This is a genomic window from Halomonas sp. DP8Y7-3, from assembly GCF_019801675.1.
Classification (GTDB): Bacteria; Pseudomonadota; Gammaproteobacteria; order Pseudomonadales; family Halomonadaceae; genus Halomonas; species Halomonas litopenaei_A.
Window position 1 is genome coordinate 733,583 of the sequence record NZ_JAHVIO010000004.1, and the last position, 15,336, is coordinate 748,918.

Annotated in this window: 14 protein-coding genes and 2 tRNA genes; 15 read left to right on the forward strand and 1 reads right to left on the reverse strand. The window is 60.8% G+C overall.

Features of this window, described 5'->3' with window-relative positions:
- Positions 1–73 precede the first annotated feature (73 nt).
- Positions 74–541 carry a hypothetical protein gene (locus KUV86_RS08540; RefSeq protein ID WP_222484420.1) on the forward strand — a complete coding sequence of 156 codons (468 nt, stop codon included), beginning with the start codon at positions 74–76 and terminating at the stop codon, positions 539–541.
- Between the two features lie 95 nt (positions 542–636).
- Positions 637–1,143, forward strand: coding sequence for a hypothetical protein (locus KUV86_RS08545; RefSeq protein ID WP_222484422.1), 507 nt, complete (start codon positions 637–639; stop codon positions 1,141–1,143).
- A 347-nt stretch (positions 1,144–1,490) separates the two neighbouring features.
- Here KUV86_RS08545 and yhbY read toward each other — a convergent pair whose 3' ends face one another.
- Positions 1,491–1,817 carry a ribosome assembly RNA-binding protein YhbY gene (yhbY, locus tag KUV86_RS08550; RefSeq protein ID WP_206942611.1) on the reverse strand — a complete coding sequence of 109 codons (327 nt, stop codon included), beginning with the start codon at positions 1,815–1,817 and terminating at the stop codon, positions 1,491–1,493.
- Between the two features lie 327 nt (positions 1,818–2,144).
- Here yhbY and rlmE point away from each other — a divergent pair, with 327 nt between their 5' ends.
- The 13 genes from rlmE to truB all read left to right on the forward strand — a co-directional run bounded on the left by rlmE (position 2,145) and on the right by truB (position 15,322).
- The gene (gene rlmE / locus KUV86_RS08555) at positions 2,145–2,813 is read left to right on the forward strand and encodes a 23S rRNA (uridine(2552)-2'-O)-methyltransferase RlmE (protein ID WP_206942483.1); all 669 of its coding nucleotides are present in this window, start codon (positions 2,145–2,147) and stop codon (positions 2,811–2,813) included.
- 317 nt (positions 2,814–3,130) lie between these two features.
- On the forward strand, positions 3,131–5,122 hold the full coding sequence (gene ftsH / locus KUV86_RS08560) for an ATP-dependent zinc metalloprotease FtsH (protein ID WP_222162144.1): 1,992 nt from the start codon (positions 3,131–3,133) through the stop codon (positions 5,120–5,122).
- 196 nt (positions 5,123–5,318) lie between these two features.
- Positions 5,319–6,113 carry a dihydropteroate synthase gene (folP, locus tag KUV86_RS08565; protein WP_222162494.1) on the forward strand — a complete coding sequence of 265 codons (795 nt, stop codon included), beginning with the start codon at positions 5,319–5,321 and terminating at the stop codon, positions 6,111–6,113.
- A complete protein-coding gene (glmM, locus tag KUV86_RS08570; RefSeq protein ID WP_206942485.1) occupies positions 6,106–7,455 on the forward strand; it encodes a phosphoglucosamine mutase in 1,350 nt (449 codons plus the stop codon). Before folP ends, glmM begins: the two co-directional genes overlap by 8 nt.
- Positions 7,456–7,607: 152 nt before the next feature.
- Positions 7,608–8,354, forward strand: coding sequence for a triose-phosphate isomerase (gene tpiA / locus KUV86_RS08575; RefSeq protein WP_222484424.1), 747 nt, complete (start codon positions 7,608–7,610; stop codon positions 8,352–8,354).
- Between the two features lie 4 nt (positions 8,355–8,358).
- Complete coding sequence (gene secG / locus KUV86_RS08580) at positions 8,359–8,793, forward strand: preprotein translocase subunit SecG (protein WP_206942488.1); 435 nt, start codon at positions 8,359–8,361, stop codon at positions 8,791–8,793.
- A gap of 16 nt (positions 8,794–8,809) precedes the next feature.
- Positions 8,810–8,896 (forward strand) — tRNA-Leu (locus KUV86_RS08585).
- Between the two features lie 131 nt (positions 8,897–9,027).
- Positions 9,028–9,104 (forward strand) — tRNA-Met (locus KUV86_RS08590).
- Positions 9,105–9,314: 210 nt separating this feature from the next.
- On the forward strand, positions 9,315–9,776 hold the full coding sequence (gene rimP / locus KUV86_RS08595; protein ID WP_222484426.1) for a ribosome maturation factor RimP: 462 nt from the start codon (positions 9,315–9,317) through the stop codon (positions 9,774–9,776).
- Between the two features lie 87 nt (positions 9,777–9,863).
- A complete protein-coding gene (gene nusA, locus KUV86_RS08600) occupies positions 9,864–11,357 on the forward strand; it encodes a transcription termination factor NusA (RefSeq protein WP_206942490.1) in 1,494 nt (497 codons plus the stop codon).
- Between the two features lie 27 nt (positions 11,358–11,384).
- Positions 11,385–13,922 carry a translation initiation factor IF-2 gene (gene infB / locus KUV86_RS08605; protein WP_222484428.1) on the forward strand — a complete coding sequence of 846 codons (2,538 nt, stop codon included), beginning with the start codon at positions 11,385–11,387 and terminating at the stop codon, positions 13,920–13,922.
- Between the two features lie 21 nt (positions 13,923–13,943).
- The gene (gene rbfA, locus KUV86_RS08610) at positions 13,944–14,360 is read left to right on the forward strand and encodes a 30S ribosome-binding factor RbfA (protein WP_206942492.1); all 417 of its coding nucleotides are present in this window, start codon (positions 13,944–13,946) and stop codon (positions 14,358–14,360) included.
- Positions 14,360–15,322 (forward strand): tRNA pseudouridine(55) synthase TruB, encoded by a 963-nt coding sequence (gene truB, locus KUV86_RS08615; RefSeq protein ID WP_206942493.1) that lies wholly within the window; start codon positions 14,360–14,362, stop codon positions 15,320–15,322. Before rbfA ends, truB begins: the two co-directional genes overlap by 1 nt.
- Positions 15,323–15,336 lie beyond the last annotated feature (14 nt).

Genomic DNA, 15,336 nt, shown 5'->3' on the forward strand with positions numbered 1-15,336 from the left:
CTGCCTGCTGATACTGGGGTGAAATCTTTACCTAGCCAATGACGGCAGAGATATGAAGCTGGGGTGAAGTGTCATGGACGATCGTGTGGCGGAACAGGCCGAGCATGAAGTGTATTCCGCTTTGATGGCCAACTGGCTGATCGGAACCGGTATCTTGATAATTGTTGTGGCGCTATGGATCGTGTTGAGTGCTCATCCATATGTGGTGCAGCAAATTTCATGGTGGCCGGTGTTTCTGTCGATGCTCGCGACGTTTGGGCAGGGCATCCGCTATGCGATGGTACCTTACGCACGTTTCGGTAAAGAATCCTTTGATGTGCGATCCTCTTCTGGGCTCATCTCGGGCGTGCGGACAATTCCTTATGCCGGGGTGGATGACTATACCATTCAGGGTAAAAAAGTTGTTATCCGAGGTCGAAGTGAGAAGCAGGGGCGAGAAATCAGCCACGAGGTCAGGCTATCTTGTAGCGGGCTTGGTGAGCGTCAGCACCAGAAATTCTTGGCGCTTCTTGATCAGCACTTGGGGCCGGCCAAGACCTAGGTTCCTATGGTCGCAACGCGGCGGTACGGCCACCATGGAGCTGGAATTTCTCTAGCTTTATCTGTGTCATCGTTATGATTTAGCGGAGCAAAAAGATGGACGACAGGATGTCAGTGCAAAGAAGTACAGAGGTTTATACGACGACATTAAGTAAATGGCTTGTGCTAGGTGGAGCCGCTTGTATGCTGCTTTTCTTATGGGTGCAAGCAAACCAGAAACCCGATGTAAATAAGTATCTTCAAGTGGTGATGCCTGAGTTCTCCTGGGGTGGTTGCCTTCTGCTGGTGGGTATCATGATCGCAGGCCTCTATAGCGGCCTAGCTCCAGTCGTACGATTCGAAGGCCAGCAGTTGTATCTGAGAAAGGCAATACCATACTGCTACAAGAAAATTCCTATGAGCTTCGTATCAGGGTACTCACTATCAGAATGGCAGGCTGCTATTACCGTTCATTGCCTGGAAGATGGGGGCGAACAGCAGCATACCTATTTTCTGTATTTCCCTATGCTTGGACAGGAGGAGGGTGGCAAGCTACGTATGTTGCTCGAACGCTTCTTCGGGGAGTCGCTATCTTCCGCTAGGGGTGGGGAGTCGTCTTCCTAGAGTACAGGGCTGGCTACGGGGCTTGCCTTGGCATGGATCAACGCGTTCAGACTACTGCCTTAACGGGGTGTCCACTGCTCTTGGGCAAGATGAATCGATGAGAGGGGCTCGGGAGGGCCAGTGGTGGGCAAGAGAGTTTGTGCAGATGGAAAGTAGAGAAGGCGTCTCGTCTCGCTGACATGCGAAGAGCTTTGTACGGAGCAGTGAGCAACACCATTGGTATTGGTCGAGTGGCATCACGGGCAATGGATGTCTGAAAGGACGACTGCCAAGGTGTTCTGTCGCCATTCGGCGTCCATTTCAGTCGCCCGTAGGCGCCTTGGCAGTTGCCCGCGTAGCCTGAGTTGTCAGTGGCGGCCGTGGTGGTTCTCGAAGCGAGTGATGTTGGACAGCTTCGGGTTGGCCTTGGGGTTCTTGCGATACAGCAGGGCGACCTTGCCGATCTTCTGGATCAGCTCGGACTTGCTCTGGTTGACCAGTTCGTCCAGCACGGCGGTGCGGTCGTCGCGGTCGGGAATCGCCAGCTTCACCTTGACCAGTTCATGGTCATTGAGGGCGCGTTCGAGCTCGGCCAACAGGCCCTCGGAAATGCCGTTCTCCGAGGCCGTGACCACCGGGTCGAGGTGGTGGCCGATGCTGCGCATTGCTTTCTTTTGTGCCTGTGACAAGCTCATGGTATCTTGCTTCATTCCGTATTGGCCGTTGGGCGCGTGACCGCACATGGTACGGGTAAACCCCGTGCGGTGAAAGCGATGTCGCCTGTCGATTGTCGTCGATGGCGCCCCCGGCATCCATTTTTTCAATCGCTGTCGGCGCTTACCGGACACCCCCATCGATACGCCTTCGACCCGGGCGTCGTCCGAACCGATACCGCGCTTCATGGTCATTCTCTGTCCAGGTGAGCGGCACTCCGAACGGAGCAGCCTGTAGACCATCCCATCCATTGGTCTCGGTCAGCCGCTTCAGGACATCGTCCCCGGCAACTTCTCTCAGGTGGTGTAGTGGCAGCCTCTCGTCCCCCTTCCAGCAAGAAATCCTCCAGCAAGAAGCCCTCGTCCAGCAAGACGAGTGCGAGCTGGCTGAAGGAGCACTTCGACGATCAGTATGTCCAGCAAAGTTGGCAGGATGGCTATCGCTCCAGGGCGAGCTACAAGCTGGTTGAGCTGGATGACAAGGACAAGCTGCTCAAGCCCGGTATGACGGTGATTGACCTGGGCGCTGCTCCAGGCGGCTGGAGTCAAATAGCGGCCGAGCGAGTGGGGGACAGTGGCGTTGTCATCGCCTCGGACATCCTGGAGATGGATGCCCTGGCGGGCGTCGATTTCGTTCAGGGAGATTTTACCGAAGACAGTGTGCTCGATGAGTTGCTGGCGCGCCTGCAAGATCGCCCGGTGGACCTTGTGATGTCGGATATGGCCCCCAATATGAGTGGTATGGCGGCGATCGATCAGCCGCAGGCCATGTACCTGGTGGAGCTGGCGCTGGACTTGGCAAGGCAGACGCTGCGTCCCGAGGGCACCTTTCTGGCGAAAGTGTTCCAGGGCGAAGGCTTTGACGAGTACCTGAAGGAGCTGCGTGGTGCCTTCCGCAAGGTTGTTACGCGCAAGCCAGGTGCCTCGCGGGCGCGCTCCCGGGAGGTGTACTTGCTGGCGCAGGGGTTCAAGGGGTAGCGGCAGCCGGCTGCCACGCCCTCGCTCCAGTAGCAGGCTCCGGACACAGGCGTCGGTCTCAGCGAGTGGCGGCGAGATTCGGGACGACGAAAGGCAGCTGCGATAGCTTTCGACTAATGCTGCGATAATGTCAGATGTGCTCGCTATGAGGCCAAATTCACGGCGGGGCAGAGGTATACTGCTGGTGGCGCTCGCTGAAATCAGCGCAGTGACACCTTGGGTCGGTCGCAACAGGCTGGCTGAACAAGGCTGGCTCATGTAGTGTCGAACCCTTAGGCACCATAGGCCGACAGATTCTTGCAATTGAGGGTGGTCCCTTGAACGACATGGCGAAGAACCTGATTCTGTGGTTGGTCATCGCGGCGGTGCTGCTGACGGTGTTCAACAACTTCAGCGTCGAGAATGCACCGAACCAGATGAACTACTCACAGTTCGTCCAGCAGGTGCAAAATGAACAAGTACGCAGTGTGACCATCGATGGTTACACGATCAGCGGTGAGCGCAACGATGGCTCCAGCTTCCAGACGATTCGCCCTTCGGCGGAAGATCCGAAGCTGATGGATGATCTGCTGTCCAATAACGTGACTGTGGTGGGCAAGAAGCCCGAACAGCAGAGCTTATGGACGCGGCTGCTGATTGCCAGCTTCCCGATCCTGCTGATCCTGGCCATCTTCATGTTCTTCATGCGTCAGATGCAGGGTGGCGGCGCCGGTAAAGGCGGCCCGATGAGCTTCGGCAAGTCCAAGGCGAAGCTGCTGTCCCAGGATCAGATCAAGACGACCTTTGCGGATGTTGCTGGCTGCGATGAGGCCAAGGAAGAGGTCGAGGAGCTGGTCGACTTCCTGCGCGACCCCACCAAGTTCCAGCGTCTGGGCGGGACGATTCCCCGTGGTGTGCTGATGGTGGGCCCGCCTGGTACGGGTAAGACCCTGCTGGCGAAGTCCATCGCTGGTGAGGCCAAGGTCCCGTTCTTCTCGATCTCCGGCTCTGACTTTGTCGAGATGTTCGTGGGTGTCGGTGCTTCCCGTGTTCGCGACATGTTCGAACAGGCCAAGAAGCAGGCGCCCTGCATCATCTTCATCGACGAGATCGACGCCGTGGGTCGCTCGCGCGGTGCCGGCATGGGTGGCGGCAACGATGAGCGTGAGCAGACCTTGAACCAGTTGCTGGTCGAGATGGACGGCTTCGAGGCCAACGAAGGCATCATCGTGATCGCTGCCACCAACCGTCCCGACGTGTTGGATCCGGCCCTGCTGCGCCCCGGTCGCTTCGACCGTCAGGTGGTGGTGCCGTTGCCCGATATTCGCGGTCGTGAGCACATCCTCAACGTCCACCTGCGCAAGGTGCCGCTGGCTGATGACGTCAAGCCGACCTTCATCGCTCGTGGTACCCCCGGGTTCTCCGGTGCCGACCTGGCCAACCTGGTCAACGAGGCAGCCCTGTTCTCGGCCCGCCGCAACAAGCGTCTGGTGGGTATGGAGGAGCTGGAGCTGGCCAAGGACAAGATCATGATGGGCGCCGAGCGCCGCTCCATGGTCATGACCGAAAAGGAAAAGTTGAATACCGCCTACCACGAGGCCGGCCATGCCATCATCGGTCTGGTCATGCCCGAGCATGATCCGGTGTACAAGGTCACCATTATTCCTCGTGGGCGTGCGCTGGGTGTGACCATGTTCCTGCCGGAACAGGATCGCTACAGCCTGTCGCGGCAGCAGATTATCAGTCAGATCTGCTCGTTGTTCGGCGGCCGTATCGCCGAGGAAATGACGCTGGGTCCGAATGGCGTCACGACGGGAGCATCCAACGACATCAAGCGCGCCACTGAGCTTGCCCACAACATGGTGGCCAAGTGGGGTCTGTCGGAAGAGATGGGTCCGATCATGTACGACGAGGACGAGTCGCATCAGTTCCTCGGCGGCCCGGGTCAGGGCGGCGGCAAGCTCAAGTCCGGCGACACCACCACGCGCCTTGATCGGGAAGTCCGCAAGATCATCGATGGCTGCTACGAGCAGGCACAACAGATCCTCGAGGACAATCGCGACAAGCTGGATGCCATGGCCGACGCGCTGATGCAGTACGAGACCATCGATGCCGATCAGCTCAAGGACATCATGGAAGGTCGTGATCCGCGTCCACCCAAGGACTGGGATGAGCCTGGCTCCGGTGGTGGGTCTCCGGTGACCGGCGATCCCGCTGCCACTGCCGACAATGATCAGCCCAGTGCTGACAGCGAAGAAGGTGACGAGGAAGACGATGACAGTCCCGGTCGTCGTCCCTCCGACCCCCTCGGCGGCCCCGCCGGCAGCTGATGCTCTGCCCCTGACAGAGGCGCCCCACGGGGCGCCTCTGGCGTTGCAGGGGCAGCTGTCGCACGATGCTGCGATAGTGGCCCTCATCTCGTGTCTTACCATGTCTCCAGCCAGGACTTTTTCACCGATGGAATCTCGTTATCCCGCCGTGCTGCCCTGCGGCCGTCATCGGCTCGATCTCACCTTTCCCCGCGTCATGGGCATTCTTAACGTGACGCCTGATTCTTTCTCTGACGGCGGGCGCCACATGGTGATCGATGATGCCCTGCGTCACGCTGAACAGATGCTGGCGGAAGGTGCCGCCATCATTGACGTGGGTGGCGAGTCGACCCGACCGGGGGCCGCTCCGGTGAGCGCCCAGCAGGAAATGGATCGCGTTGTTCCCGTGGTTGAGGCGCTGGTGCGCGAGCTGGACGCCCTGGTGTCGGTGGATACCTCGACGCCTGAGGTAATGCGGGAAAGCGCACTGGCTGGCGCAGGCATGATCAACGACGTGCGCAACCTGCGGCGCGAAGGTGCGCTGGCAGCGGCGACCGGAACGGGGTTGCCAGTAGTGCTGATGCATATGCTGGGTGAGCCGGGCGATATGCAGGACGCACCGAGCTACGCGGAACCGGTCGAGGAAGAAGTCGCGCGCTTCCTGGAATCCCGTGTCGCAGAATGTGAGGCTGCTGGGCTGCGTCGGGAACGTATCTTGCTGGACCCGGGCTTTGGTTTCGCCAAGACGGTAGAGCATAATCTTCGCTTATTGCACCGCATGGAGCGTCTAGAAGCCCTGGGGCTTCCGCTGCTGGTCGGCATGTCTCGCAAGAGCATGATCGGCAAGGTGCTCGATCGCGCTGTCGAAGAGCGTCTGCCGGGCGGCCTGGCCTTGTCGGCGCTGGCGGTCGAGCGCGGTGCTCGCATATTGCGCGTTCACGATGTGGGGCCCCATGTGGACGCGGTGAACATGACTTGGGCCGTTCTCGAGGAAGGAGAACACCATGGCTAGACGCTACTTTGGCACGGACGGAATTCGCGGCACCGTCGGGCAGGCGCCCATCACCCCTGACTTCATGCTCAAGCTCGGATGGGCGACTGGGCGCGTGCTCGAGCCGCGCCGGCAGCGGGCGCGCGTGTTGATTGGCAAGGATACGCGGATCTCCGGCTACATGTTCGAGTCGGCCCTCGAGGCAGGGTTGTCGGCAGCCGGCGTTGACGTCATGTTGCTGGGGCCAATGCCGACGCCCGGTATTGCCTACCTGACGCGTACCTTCAGGGCGGATGCCGGCATCGTGATTTCGGCGTCCCACAACGCTTATCAGGACAATGGCATCAAGTTCTTCTCGGCCGAAGGCGCGAAGCTGGGTGACGAGATCGAAGAGCGGATCGAAAAAGCCCTGGAAGAGACGCTGACCACCGTGCCGCCGGATGAGCTGGGCAAGGCAAGTCGCGTCGATGATGCTGCCGGGCGCTACATCGAGTTCTGCAAGTCGACCATTCCGGACCGCGTCAACCTGCATGGGCTGCGGATCGTCCTCGACTGTGCCCATGGGGCCACGTACCACATCGCTCCTGCGGTATTCAAAGAGTTGGGTGCCAAGGTGACCCTGGTAGGCGCCGAGCCAGATGGCCTGAATATCAACCGTGAGGTCGGCTCGACCCATCCCGCGGCGTTGCGCGCCGCAGTGATTCAGCAGGGGGCGGATCTGGGGGTGGCCTTCGATGGGGATGGCGACCGCGTGTTGATGGTCGATGCCGATGGTCATGAAATCGATGGCGACGACATGCTCTACCTGATCGCCAAGGACCGCCACGAGCGAGGCGAACTGGGTGGGGGAGTGGTCGGCACCCTGATGAGCAACTTTGGGCTGGCGGCAGCGCTGGAAGGCATGGGTGTGCCGTTCGAGCGGGCCAAGGTCGGCGACCGTTACGTGATGGAGCGACTGGCGGCCAACAACTGGTTGCTTGGCGGCGAGTCGTCGGGTCATATCGTGTGCCGTCATGTGCAGACGACGGGGGATGGTATCGTCTCGGCGCTGCAGGTGTTGTCGTACATGGTGCGCGAGGAGAAGCCGCTGTCGCGGTTGCTGTACGGTTTCGAGAAAGCCCCCCAGTCACTGGTCAACGTGCGATTGCCCGCGGGTGTTGATGCCAAGGCCGTGATGGCAGAGCCTAGCCTGGACGCTGCGACCAAGGCCGTAGAGGCGGAGTTGGGGGCTGAAGGGCGAGTGCTGCTGCGTCCATCCGGCACTGAGCCGTTGATTCGCGTCATGGTCGAGGGTCGCCCCCATCTGGACGTTGAGGGGCTGGCACGTCGCCTTGCCGATGATGTGCGTGGGCTGGTGAGCTGACCCTGCCCCTTGCGGCGGCACGCTGACGCCAGTTCTGACACTATCGGGGCCGCTGCTTGGCCCCAGGTGCTGGGTCGGCGTGTCGGTCATGATTGTTGTCTTGACAGGGCCTCTCCTATACCATTTCGGCCCACCTTGAAAGAGGATGATCCATGCGTGCACCGCTGATTGCCGGCAACTGGAAGATGAACGGCTCGCGTAGCCTGATCGACAGCTTCGCCGAAGCGCTGTCCCGTGCCGACCTGCCCGAGGCGGTTACCGTAGCGCTGGCTGTACCTTTTCCCTATGTCGGAGCGGCGCGAGAGGCACTTCCATCCTCCGTGCGTGTCGCTGGTCAGACGCTGAGCGACAAGCCAGATGGCGCCTATACCGGTGAAGTCAGTGGCGCCATGCTGCGTGACGTTGGTGCACAGATGGTGCTGGTGGGCCATTCTGAGCGGCGCACGCTGTTCGGAGAAAATGACGCCGCAGTGCTGGCCCGGGTCCAGGCGGCGCTCCATCAGGGCCTGACGCCGGTGCTTTGCCTCGGCGAGACCCTCGAAGAGCGCGATGCGGGTCGCACCGAAGAGGTGGTGCTGGGACAGTTGTGTGCGGTATTGGACGTGCTCGACAGCGATGCGCGAGCCCGTCTCGTGCTGGCTTACGAGCCGGTGTGGGCGATTGGCACAGGGCGTACCGCGACACCCGAGCAGGCGCAGCACGTGCATGCGGCCATCCGAGCGCGCCTCGAGCAGTACGGTGGCGCCCTGGCGGCGTCCATGCAGGTTCTCTACGGCGGCAGCATGAAGCCCGATAATGCGGCGGAATTGCTGACCCAACCGGACATCGACGGCGGCCTGATCGGCGGAGCATCGCTGAAGGTCGACGATTTTCTAGCCATTTGTCAGTCAGCAGGTTGAATCCATGCAAGTTGCCATTCTCATGATCCACGTGGCGATCGCTATCGCCCTGGTCGTCCTTATCCTGCTGCAGCAGGGCAAGGGTGCCGATGCCGGCGCTTCGTTCGGTGGCGGTGCCTCTCAGACCGTCTTTGGTTCCCGTGGTAGCGGCGGTTTTCTGTCCAAGGCCACCGGCGCGCTGGCGGCATGCTTCTTTGCCACCTCGCTGACGCTGGCCTATTTCGCCTCCGAGGCAGGCAATGCTGCGCCAGTGGCAGGTATTCCTGACGCCGAGGTCATCGAGCAGCAAAACGGTACGCCGACACTGGACGACAGCTCCACTCAGAACAGCGCACCAGCGCAAGGTGAGGAAAACACCGAAAATTCCGCGCCCACGCTTGACGGTGAGTCAGCTGATGTGGATAATGCTGCGCCAGTGCTGGAGGACAGCGATAGCTGATCTCCGGACTCCCCTAGCCGAAGTGGTGGAATTGGTAGACACGCTATCTTGAGGGGGTAGTGACCGTATGGTCGTGCGGGTTCAAGTCCCGCCTTCGGCACCATTTTCCAAACGGCATCGCCGTTGGGAAAACAAGCTCTCCTGGTACGCCCAGTGATCTTTTCAGGGTTGGCGGTTCGGTGAGATGCCTTGACGCCCTGGTCATGGCGAAGTATACTCACCGGCCTAGATTGATGCGGGGTGGAGCAGTCTGGTAGCTCGTCGGGCTCATAACCCGAAGGTCATCGGTTCAAATCCGGTCCCCGCTACCATCTTCTTGGCAGGCATGCAGGTATCCTCAAGGGGCATGCGTAACATCTGCCAGATGGTGACAGGTTTCTTGGAAAAGCCCCTTCCTGTGAAGGGGCTTTTTGTTAGCAGCTTGCCGGGTGTGCCCGGCAGCGCGAACGCCAATCAGCCACCTGACTTTCCTGTTCACTCCCGGCCAGGTGCTGATGCAACGGCTGTAGGAGCTTTCATTCGTGGCGACCAAAGATGCTGCGCTCAATGCGTTGATCGAACCGGTGGTATCTGCCATGGGGTTCGAACTCTGGGGTATCGATTACCTGTCCCAGGGAAAACATTCCCGTCTGGTGATTTATATCGATCATGCCGATGGTGTCAGCGTCGACAACTGTGCCGATATTAGTCGCCAGGTCAGCGCCATCATGGACGTCGAAGACCCGATCGCTGGTGAATACCGGCTCGAGGTGTCTTCGCCGGGCATGGATCGTCCGCTGTTCACGCTCGACCAGTTCTCTCGTTACGCCGGCCATCACGTGGTGCTGAAGTTGCGCTCCCCGTTCGAAGGGCGGCGCAAGTTTCAGGGACTGCTGGCAGGCGTCGAGGGCGATGAGGTACTGGTTCAGATCGACGGCGAGGAATATTGCTTCCCGATCGATGGTATCGATCAGGCGCGGGTGGTACCGCAGTTCGATAACTGACGTACTCGGGTGCGCCACGGCTGATGCGCAACAGTTGACGCACGACAAGAGAGAACAAGGGTCGGTTTTTTGGCGAGGCTTTAAGGCATGAGTAAAGAAATTCTGGCGGTCGTTGATGCGATCTCCAATGAAAAGGGTGTCCCCCGCGAGGTCATCTTCGAGGCCGTAGAAGCTGCGCTGGCAAGTGCCTCGCGCAAGCGCTTCGAGGATGAGGAAGCCAGCGTGCGCGTGCACATCGATCGCGTGACGGGTGAGTACGAGACCTTCCGTCGCTGGGTGGTGGTCGAGGACGACGACTTCGACGGCCCGGATGCCGAAATCAAGCTGACCTTCGCCGAAAAGCGCGATCCGCCGCTGGGCCTGGGTGACGTGGTTGAAGAACGCATCGAGAATGCCGCCTTCGGTCGTATCGCCGCACAGACCGCCAAGCAGGTGATCGTGCAGAAGGTCCGCGAAGCTGAGCGTGCCGAAGTCGTACGTATCTATGCCGAACGCGAAGGCGAGCTGGTGGCAGGTATCGTCAAGAAGACGACACGTGACGGGTTGATCATTGACCTGGGCGACAACGCTGAAGCGTTCCTGCCGCGCAGTGAGATGATTCCCGGCGAGCGCTATCGCATGAACGAGCGTGTGCGTGCCCTGCTGGTCAAGGTCGACGCCGAGGCGCGCGGTGCGCAGCTGATTCTGTCGCGTACCAACCCGCAGATGATCATCGAGCTGTTCAAGATCGAAGTCCCGGAAATCGCCGAGCAGCTTATCGAGATCAAGGGTGCAGCACGTGATCCTGGCTCTCGCGCCAAGATTGCGGTCAAGACCAATGACCGTCGGATTGATCCGGTAGGTGCTTGTGTCGGTATGCGCGGTTCGCGGGTACAGGCGGTGTCCTCCGAGCTTCAGAATGAGCGCGTCGACATCGTGCTGTGGGATGACAATCCTGCACAGCTGGTGATCAACGCCATGGCACCGGCGGACGTGGCCTCCATCCTGGTGGATGAAGATGCCCATGCCATGGACGTCGCCGTAGCGGAAGACAACCTGGCCCAGGCCATCGGCCGTAGTGGTCAGAACGTGCGTCTCGCGTCGGAGCTGACCGGGTGGCGTATCAACGTCATGACCGAAGCCGACGCCGAGGCCAAGCGCGATCAGGAAATCGACAGCCTGGTCGAGCACTTCGTTCAGCATCTGGACATCGACGATGATGTCGCCCGGCTGCTGGTCGAGGAAGGGTTCACCTCTCTGGAAGAGGTGGCCTACGTGCCGGTCGAGGAAATGCTGGAAATCGAAGAGTTCGACGAAGACCTCATCGAGGAGCTTCGAGCTCGCGCCAAGGACGAGCTCTTGAACCTGGCCATTGCCTCCGAGGAGGAACTGGACGGAGCCCAGCCGGCGGATGATCTGCTTGAGATGGACGGTATGGAGCGCCACCTGGCCTTCATTCTGGCTAGCCGTGGTATCAAGACCATGGAAGATCTGGCCGAACAGTCCGTCGACGATCTGGTGGACATCGAAGAGGTGGACGAAGAGCGCGCCGCGGCATTGATCATGACCGCCCGTGCGCCTTGGTTCGAGAGCGAACAGTAACAGGGTCACGGGCTGAGGAGGGTCGTAATGTCAGAGATGACCGTTAAGGATTTTGCAGCAAAGGTGGGGCGTGAAGTGCCCCGTCTGCTGGAGCAGATGAAAGAAGCCGGACTCGAGCACAAGTCGGAAGGCGATGCCGTGTCCGAGGAAGACAAGCGCAAGCTGCTGGACTTCCTGACCAAGAGCCACGGTGGTGGTGCAGGCGTCGGTGCTGGTGCGCGCAATCGCATCACCCTGACCCGCAAGACGCGCAGCAAGATCAAGACGAGCGAGCGCGGCAAGACCATCGAGGTGCAGGTTCGCAAGAAGCGCACCTACGTCAAGCGCGAAGAGACCCCGGAAGAAACCCCGGCCCCGGCCGAGGACCACGGTCCGCGTCAGCTGGTCGGTGACATGGCCGATTCTCGTGCGCGTCGTGAGGCTGAAGAAGCCGAAGCGGCCAAGCAGCGCGCCGAAGAGAAGGCGGTTCAGGACGCCGAGCAGGCGGCCAAGGCCCAGCGTGAAGCTGAACAGGCCGCCGCAGTGCCCGATATCCCCGTGCCCGAGCTCGATACCTCCGCTCCTGCCGGAGACGAGCCCCCGGCGCCGCCGAAGGAAGGCCGTGGTGATGTGCGCCGCGCTGCCGTCAAGAAGGCTGCGGGCAAAGGTGGCAAGAAGGGCCGCAACGAGCGTGACGACGACGACCGTAGCGATCGCGAAGAGCGTCGCCGTGGTGGCGGCAAGAAGGTCAAGCGTGCCGAGCGTCGTGGCAGCCGCCGTGGTGGCAGCCAGGGCAACGGCAAGCATGGCTTCCAGAAGCCGACCCAGCCGATCGTCCGTGAAGTGTCCATTCCCGAGTCCATCTCGGTGGCGGACCTCGCCGACAAGATGTCGATCAAGGCCAACGAGGTCATCAAGGCCATGTTCACCATGGGCGCGGCGGTGACGATCAACCAGACCATTGACCAGGACACCGCGGCGATCGTGGTGGAAGAAATGGGTCACACGCCCAAGCTGGTCAAGGATGATGCCCTCGAGACCGAAGTGCTCGAAGCCATCTCCTACGAGGGTGAGGAAATCACTCGCTCTCCGGTGGTCACGGTCATGGGTCACGTCGACCACGGCAAGACCTCGCTGCTCGACTACATTCGTCGTGCCAAGGTGGCTACCGGTGAGGCAGGGGGCATTACCCAGCACATCGGTGCCTATCACGTCGAAGACGACAGTGATGGTGTGACCTTCCTGGATACGCCTGGACACGCGGCGTTCACCGCCATGCGTGCCCGTGGTGCCAAGGCCACTGACGTTGTCATCCTGGTCGTGGCTGCCGACGACGGCGTGATGCCTCAGACGATCGAAGCGGTCGAGCACTCCAAGGCAGCGGAAGTGCCGATGGTGGTGGCGGTCAACAAGATCGACAAGCCGGAAGCCGATCCCGACCGGGTCAAGAACGAGCTGTCCCAGCACGGCGTCATCTCGGAAGAATGGGGTGGTGACACCCAGTTCGTCCACGTCTCCGCCAAGACCGGCGAAGGCATCGAGGCGCTGCTGGAGGCGGTCCACCTGGTGTCCGAAGTGCTCGAGCTCAAGGCAGTCCCGAGCGCGCCTGGCAAGGGCGTGGTGGTCGAGTCGCGGCTCGACAAGGGACGTGGTCCGGTGGCTACCGTACTGGTCCAGAACGGTACGCTGAAGAAGGGCGATATCGTCCTGGCAGGCCTGCACTATGGTCGCGTACGTGCGCTGACCAACGAGCTTGGCAAGCAGGTCGATGCGGTGGGTCCCGCCATGCCGGTGGAGATCCAGGGCCTCGACGGCACGCCGGAAGCCGGTGATGACTTCATGGTTGTCGCCGACGAGAAGAAGGCCCGTGAAGTGGCCAACTTCCGTCAGGGCAAGTACCGCGAGATCCGTCTGGCACGTCAGCAGAAGGCCAAGCTCGAGAACATGTTCTCGCAGATGGGTCAGGAAGAGGCGGCCAAGGTCAACATCGTGCTCAAGGCCGATGTGCAGGGCTCGTTGGAAGCCATCAAAGGCGCCCTCGAGGAGCTGTCCACCGACGAGGTGCAGGTCTCCGTGGTGTCCTCCGGTGTCGGCGGTATCACCGGTACCGATGCCAACCTGGCCCTGGCCAGTGAGGCGATCGTGGTCGGCTTCAACGTGCGTGCCGACGCGGCTGCCCGCGAGATCATCGAGCGTGAAGGTCTGGAGCTGCGCTACTACAGCGTCATCTACCACCTGATCGACGAGGTCAAGCAGGCCATGAGCGGCATGCTCGAGCCTGAGTGGAAGGAAGAGATCGTCGGTGTGGCCGAGGTCCGTGACGTCTTCCGTGCACCGAAGATCGGTGCGGTGGCTGGCTGTATGGTGGTCGAAGGCACGGTCTTCCGTAACAAGAAGATCCGCGTGCTGCGCGACAACGTGGTCATCTACGAAGGTGAGCTCGAGTCGCTGCGCCGCTTCAAGGACGACGTCCAGGAAGTGCGCAACGGCATGGAGTGTGGCATCGGCGTGAAGAACTACAACGATGTCCAGGTCAACGACAAGATCGAGGTCTTTGACCAGGTCAAGGTCGAGCGCACGCTGTAAGCGTTCGGGGAGTCGTTATCCATGCGCGAATTCAAGCGTACCGACCGAGTGGCCGACCAGCTCCAGAAGGAGCTGGCGGTCCTGATCCAGCGCGAGGTCAAGGACCCGCGCCTGGGGATGGTCACCGTCAGCGGCGTCGAGGTCAGCCGTGATCTTGGCTATGCCGACGTGCATATCACCCTGCTGGGGGAGCAAGACCCCGAGCGGATCAAGGAAAACCTTCAGGTGCTCAAGCGCGCTGGTGGTTTCCTGCGTAGCCAGGTGGCGCGTCGTATCAAGCTGCGCCATGTGCCGGAATTGCGCTTTCATTACGATGAAAGCGTGGTTCGCGGTCAGCACCTGTCGTCCCTGATTGAGGAGGCGGTAGCGAGCGATCGTTCGCGCCACGCCGATGATCAGGATGACACTTCCGAGGGTGAAGACGGGGCCAAGGACTAATGGCTCGTCGTCGCCGAGGATTACCGATCGACGGCGTACTGTTGCTGGACAAGCCCAAGGGCATGTCCAGCAATTTCGCATTGCAGCGGGCGAGGCGCCTGTACCAGGCGCAGAAGGCCGGTCACACCGGCACGCTGGACCCCATGGCGACGGGGCTCTTGCCGGTACTGTTCGGCGAAGCCACCAAGTTTTCCAGCCATTTGCTTGAAGCTGACAAGGTGTACCGGACCCGGGTGGAACTGGGTCGCAGCACGGACACCGGTGATGCCGAGGGCAACGTCATTGCCGAGGGTGTGGTGCCCTCGCTGTGCGAGGCGGATGTTGCATCCATGGTCGACAGCTTCATTGGTGAGCAGGATCAGCTGCCACCAATGTACTCTGCGCTGAAACATCAGGGGCGCAAGTTGTATGAACTAGCCCGAGAGGGCAAAAGCGTAGATCGTGCAACGCGACGGATAAGGGTGTATGATGCCCGGCTACTCTCGACGAGCCTTGCCGGGAATGCACCCGCCTTCGAGTTGGAGGTCCGGGTCAGCAAAGGCACTTATGTGCGTACCCTGGCCGAGGACATGGCCAAGGCGCTGGGATGCGAAGGACATATTTCGCAGCTCAGAAGGCTCAAGACAGGCCCTTTCGATGCCGAGGGCATGCTCGATTTCGAGATGCTCGAGGCCGATGACGCCGCCGCACGTGAAGCGCATCTAGCGCCGATCGACAGCCTGCTTCAGCATCTGCCGGCACACCGCCTCAGTGAGGCTGGTGCCGCGGCCATGCGCTTTGGGCGAACCGCCCGTGGCGAGGTGGAGCAGCACGCGTTGGCCCAGATGACGGCCAGCGAAGGATCACTGTATCGACTTTATCAGGGCGAGTCCTTTATCGGGCTTGGTCTGGTGGAGCCAGTCGGGGACATTGTGCCTCGGCGCCTGCTGAGTTCGTTCGTCGCGGGCTCGGGGCAAGACTGACCTCCTCAAGGGGT

What these genes read in the sequence shown, in the direction of transcription:
- KUV86_RS08540 (WP_222484420.1), top strand. Translation starts at nt 74, where the DNA reads ATGGACGATCGTGTGGCGGAACAGGCCGAGCATGAAGTGTATTCCGCT.
- KUV86_RS08545 (WP_222484422.1), top strand. Translation starts at nt 637, where the DNA reads ATGGACGACAGGATGTCAGTGCAAAGAAGTACAGAGGTTTATACGACG.
- yhbY (WP_206942611.1), bottom strand. Translation starts at nt 1,817, where the DNA reads ATGAGCTTGTCACAGGCACAAAAGAAAGCAATGCGCAGCATCGGCCAC.
- folP (WP_222162494.1), top strand. Translation starts at nt 5,319, where the DNA reads ATGGGCATTCTTAACGTGACGCCTGATTCTTTCTCTGACGGCGGGCGC.
- glmM (WP_206942485.1), top strand. Translation starts at nt 6,106, where the DNA reads ATGGCTAGACGCTACTTTGGCACGGACGGAATTCGCGGCACCGTCGGG.
- tpiA (WP_222484424.1), top strand. Translation starts at nt 7,608, where the DNA reads ATGCGTGCACCGCTGATTGCCGGCAACTGGAAGATGAACGGCTCGCGT.
- secG (WP_206942488.1), top strand. Translation starts at nt 8,359, where the DNA reads ATGCAAGTTGCCATTCTCATGATCCACGTGGCGATCGCTATCGCCCTG.
- nusA (WP_206942490.1), top strand. Translation starts at nt 9,864, where the DNA reads ATGAGTAAAGAAATTCTGGCGGTCGTTGATGCGATCTCCAATGAAAAG.
- infB (WP_222484428.1), top strand. Translation starts at nt 11,385, where the DNA reads ATGTCAGAGATGACCGTTAAGGATTTTGCAGCAAAGGTGGGGCGTGAA.
- rbfA (WP_206942492.1), top strand. Translation starts at nt 13,944, where the DNA reads ATGCGCGAATTCAAGCGTACCGACCGAGTGGCCGACCAGCTCCAGAAG.
- truB (WP_206942493.1), top strand. Translation starts at nt 14,360, where the DNA reads ATGGCTCGTCGTCGCCGAGGATTACCGATCGACGGCGTACTGTTGCTG.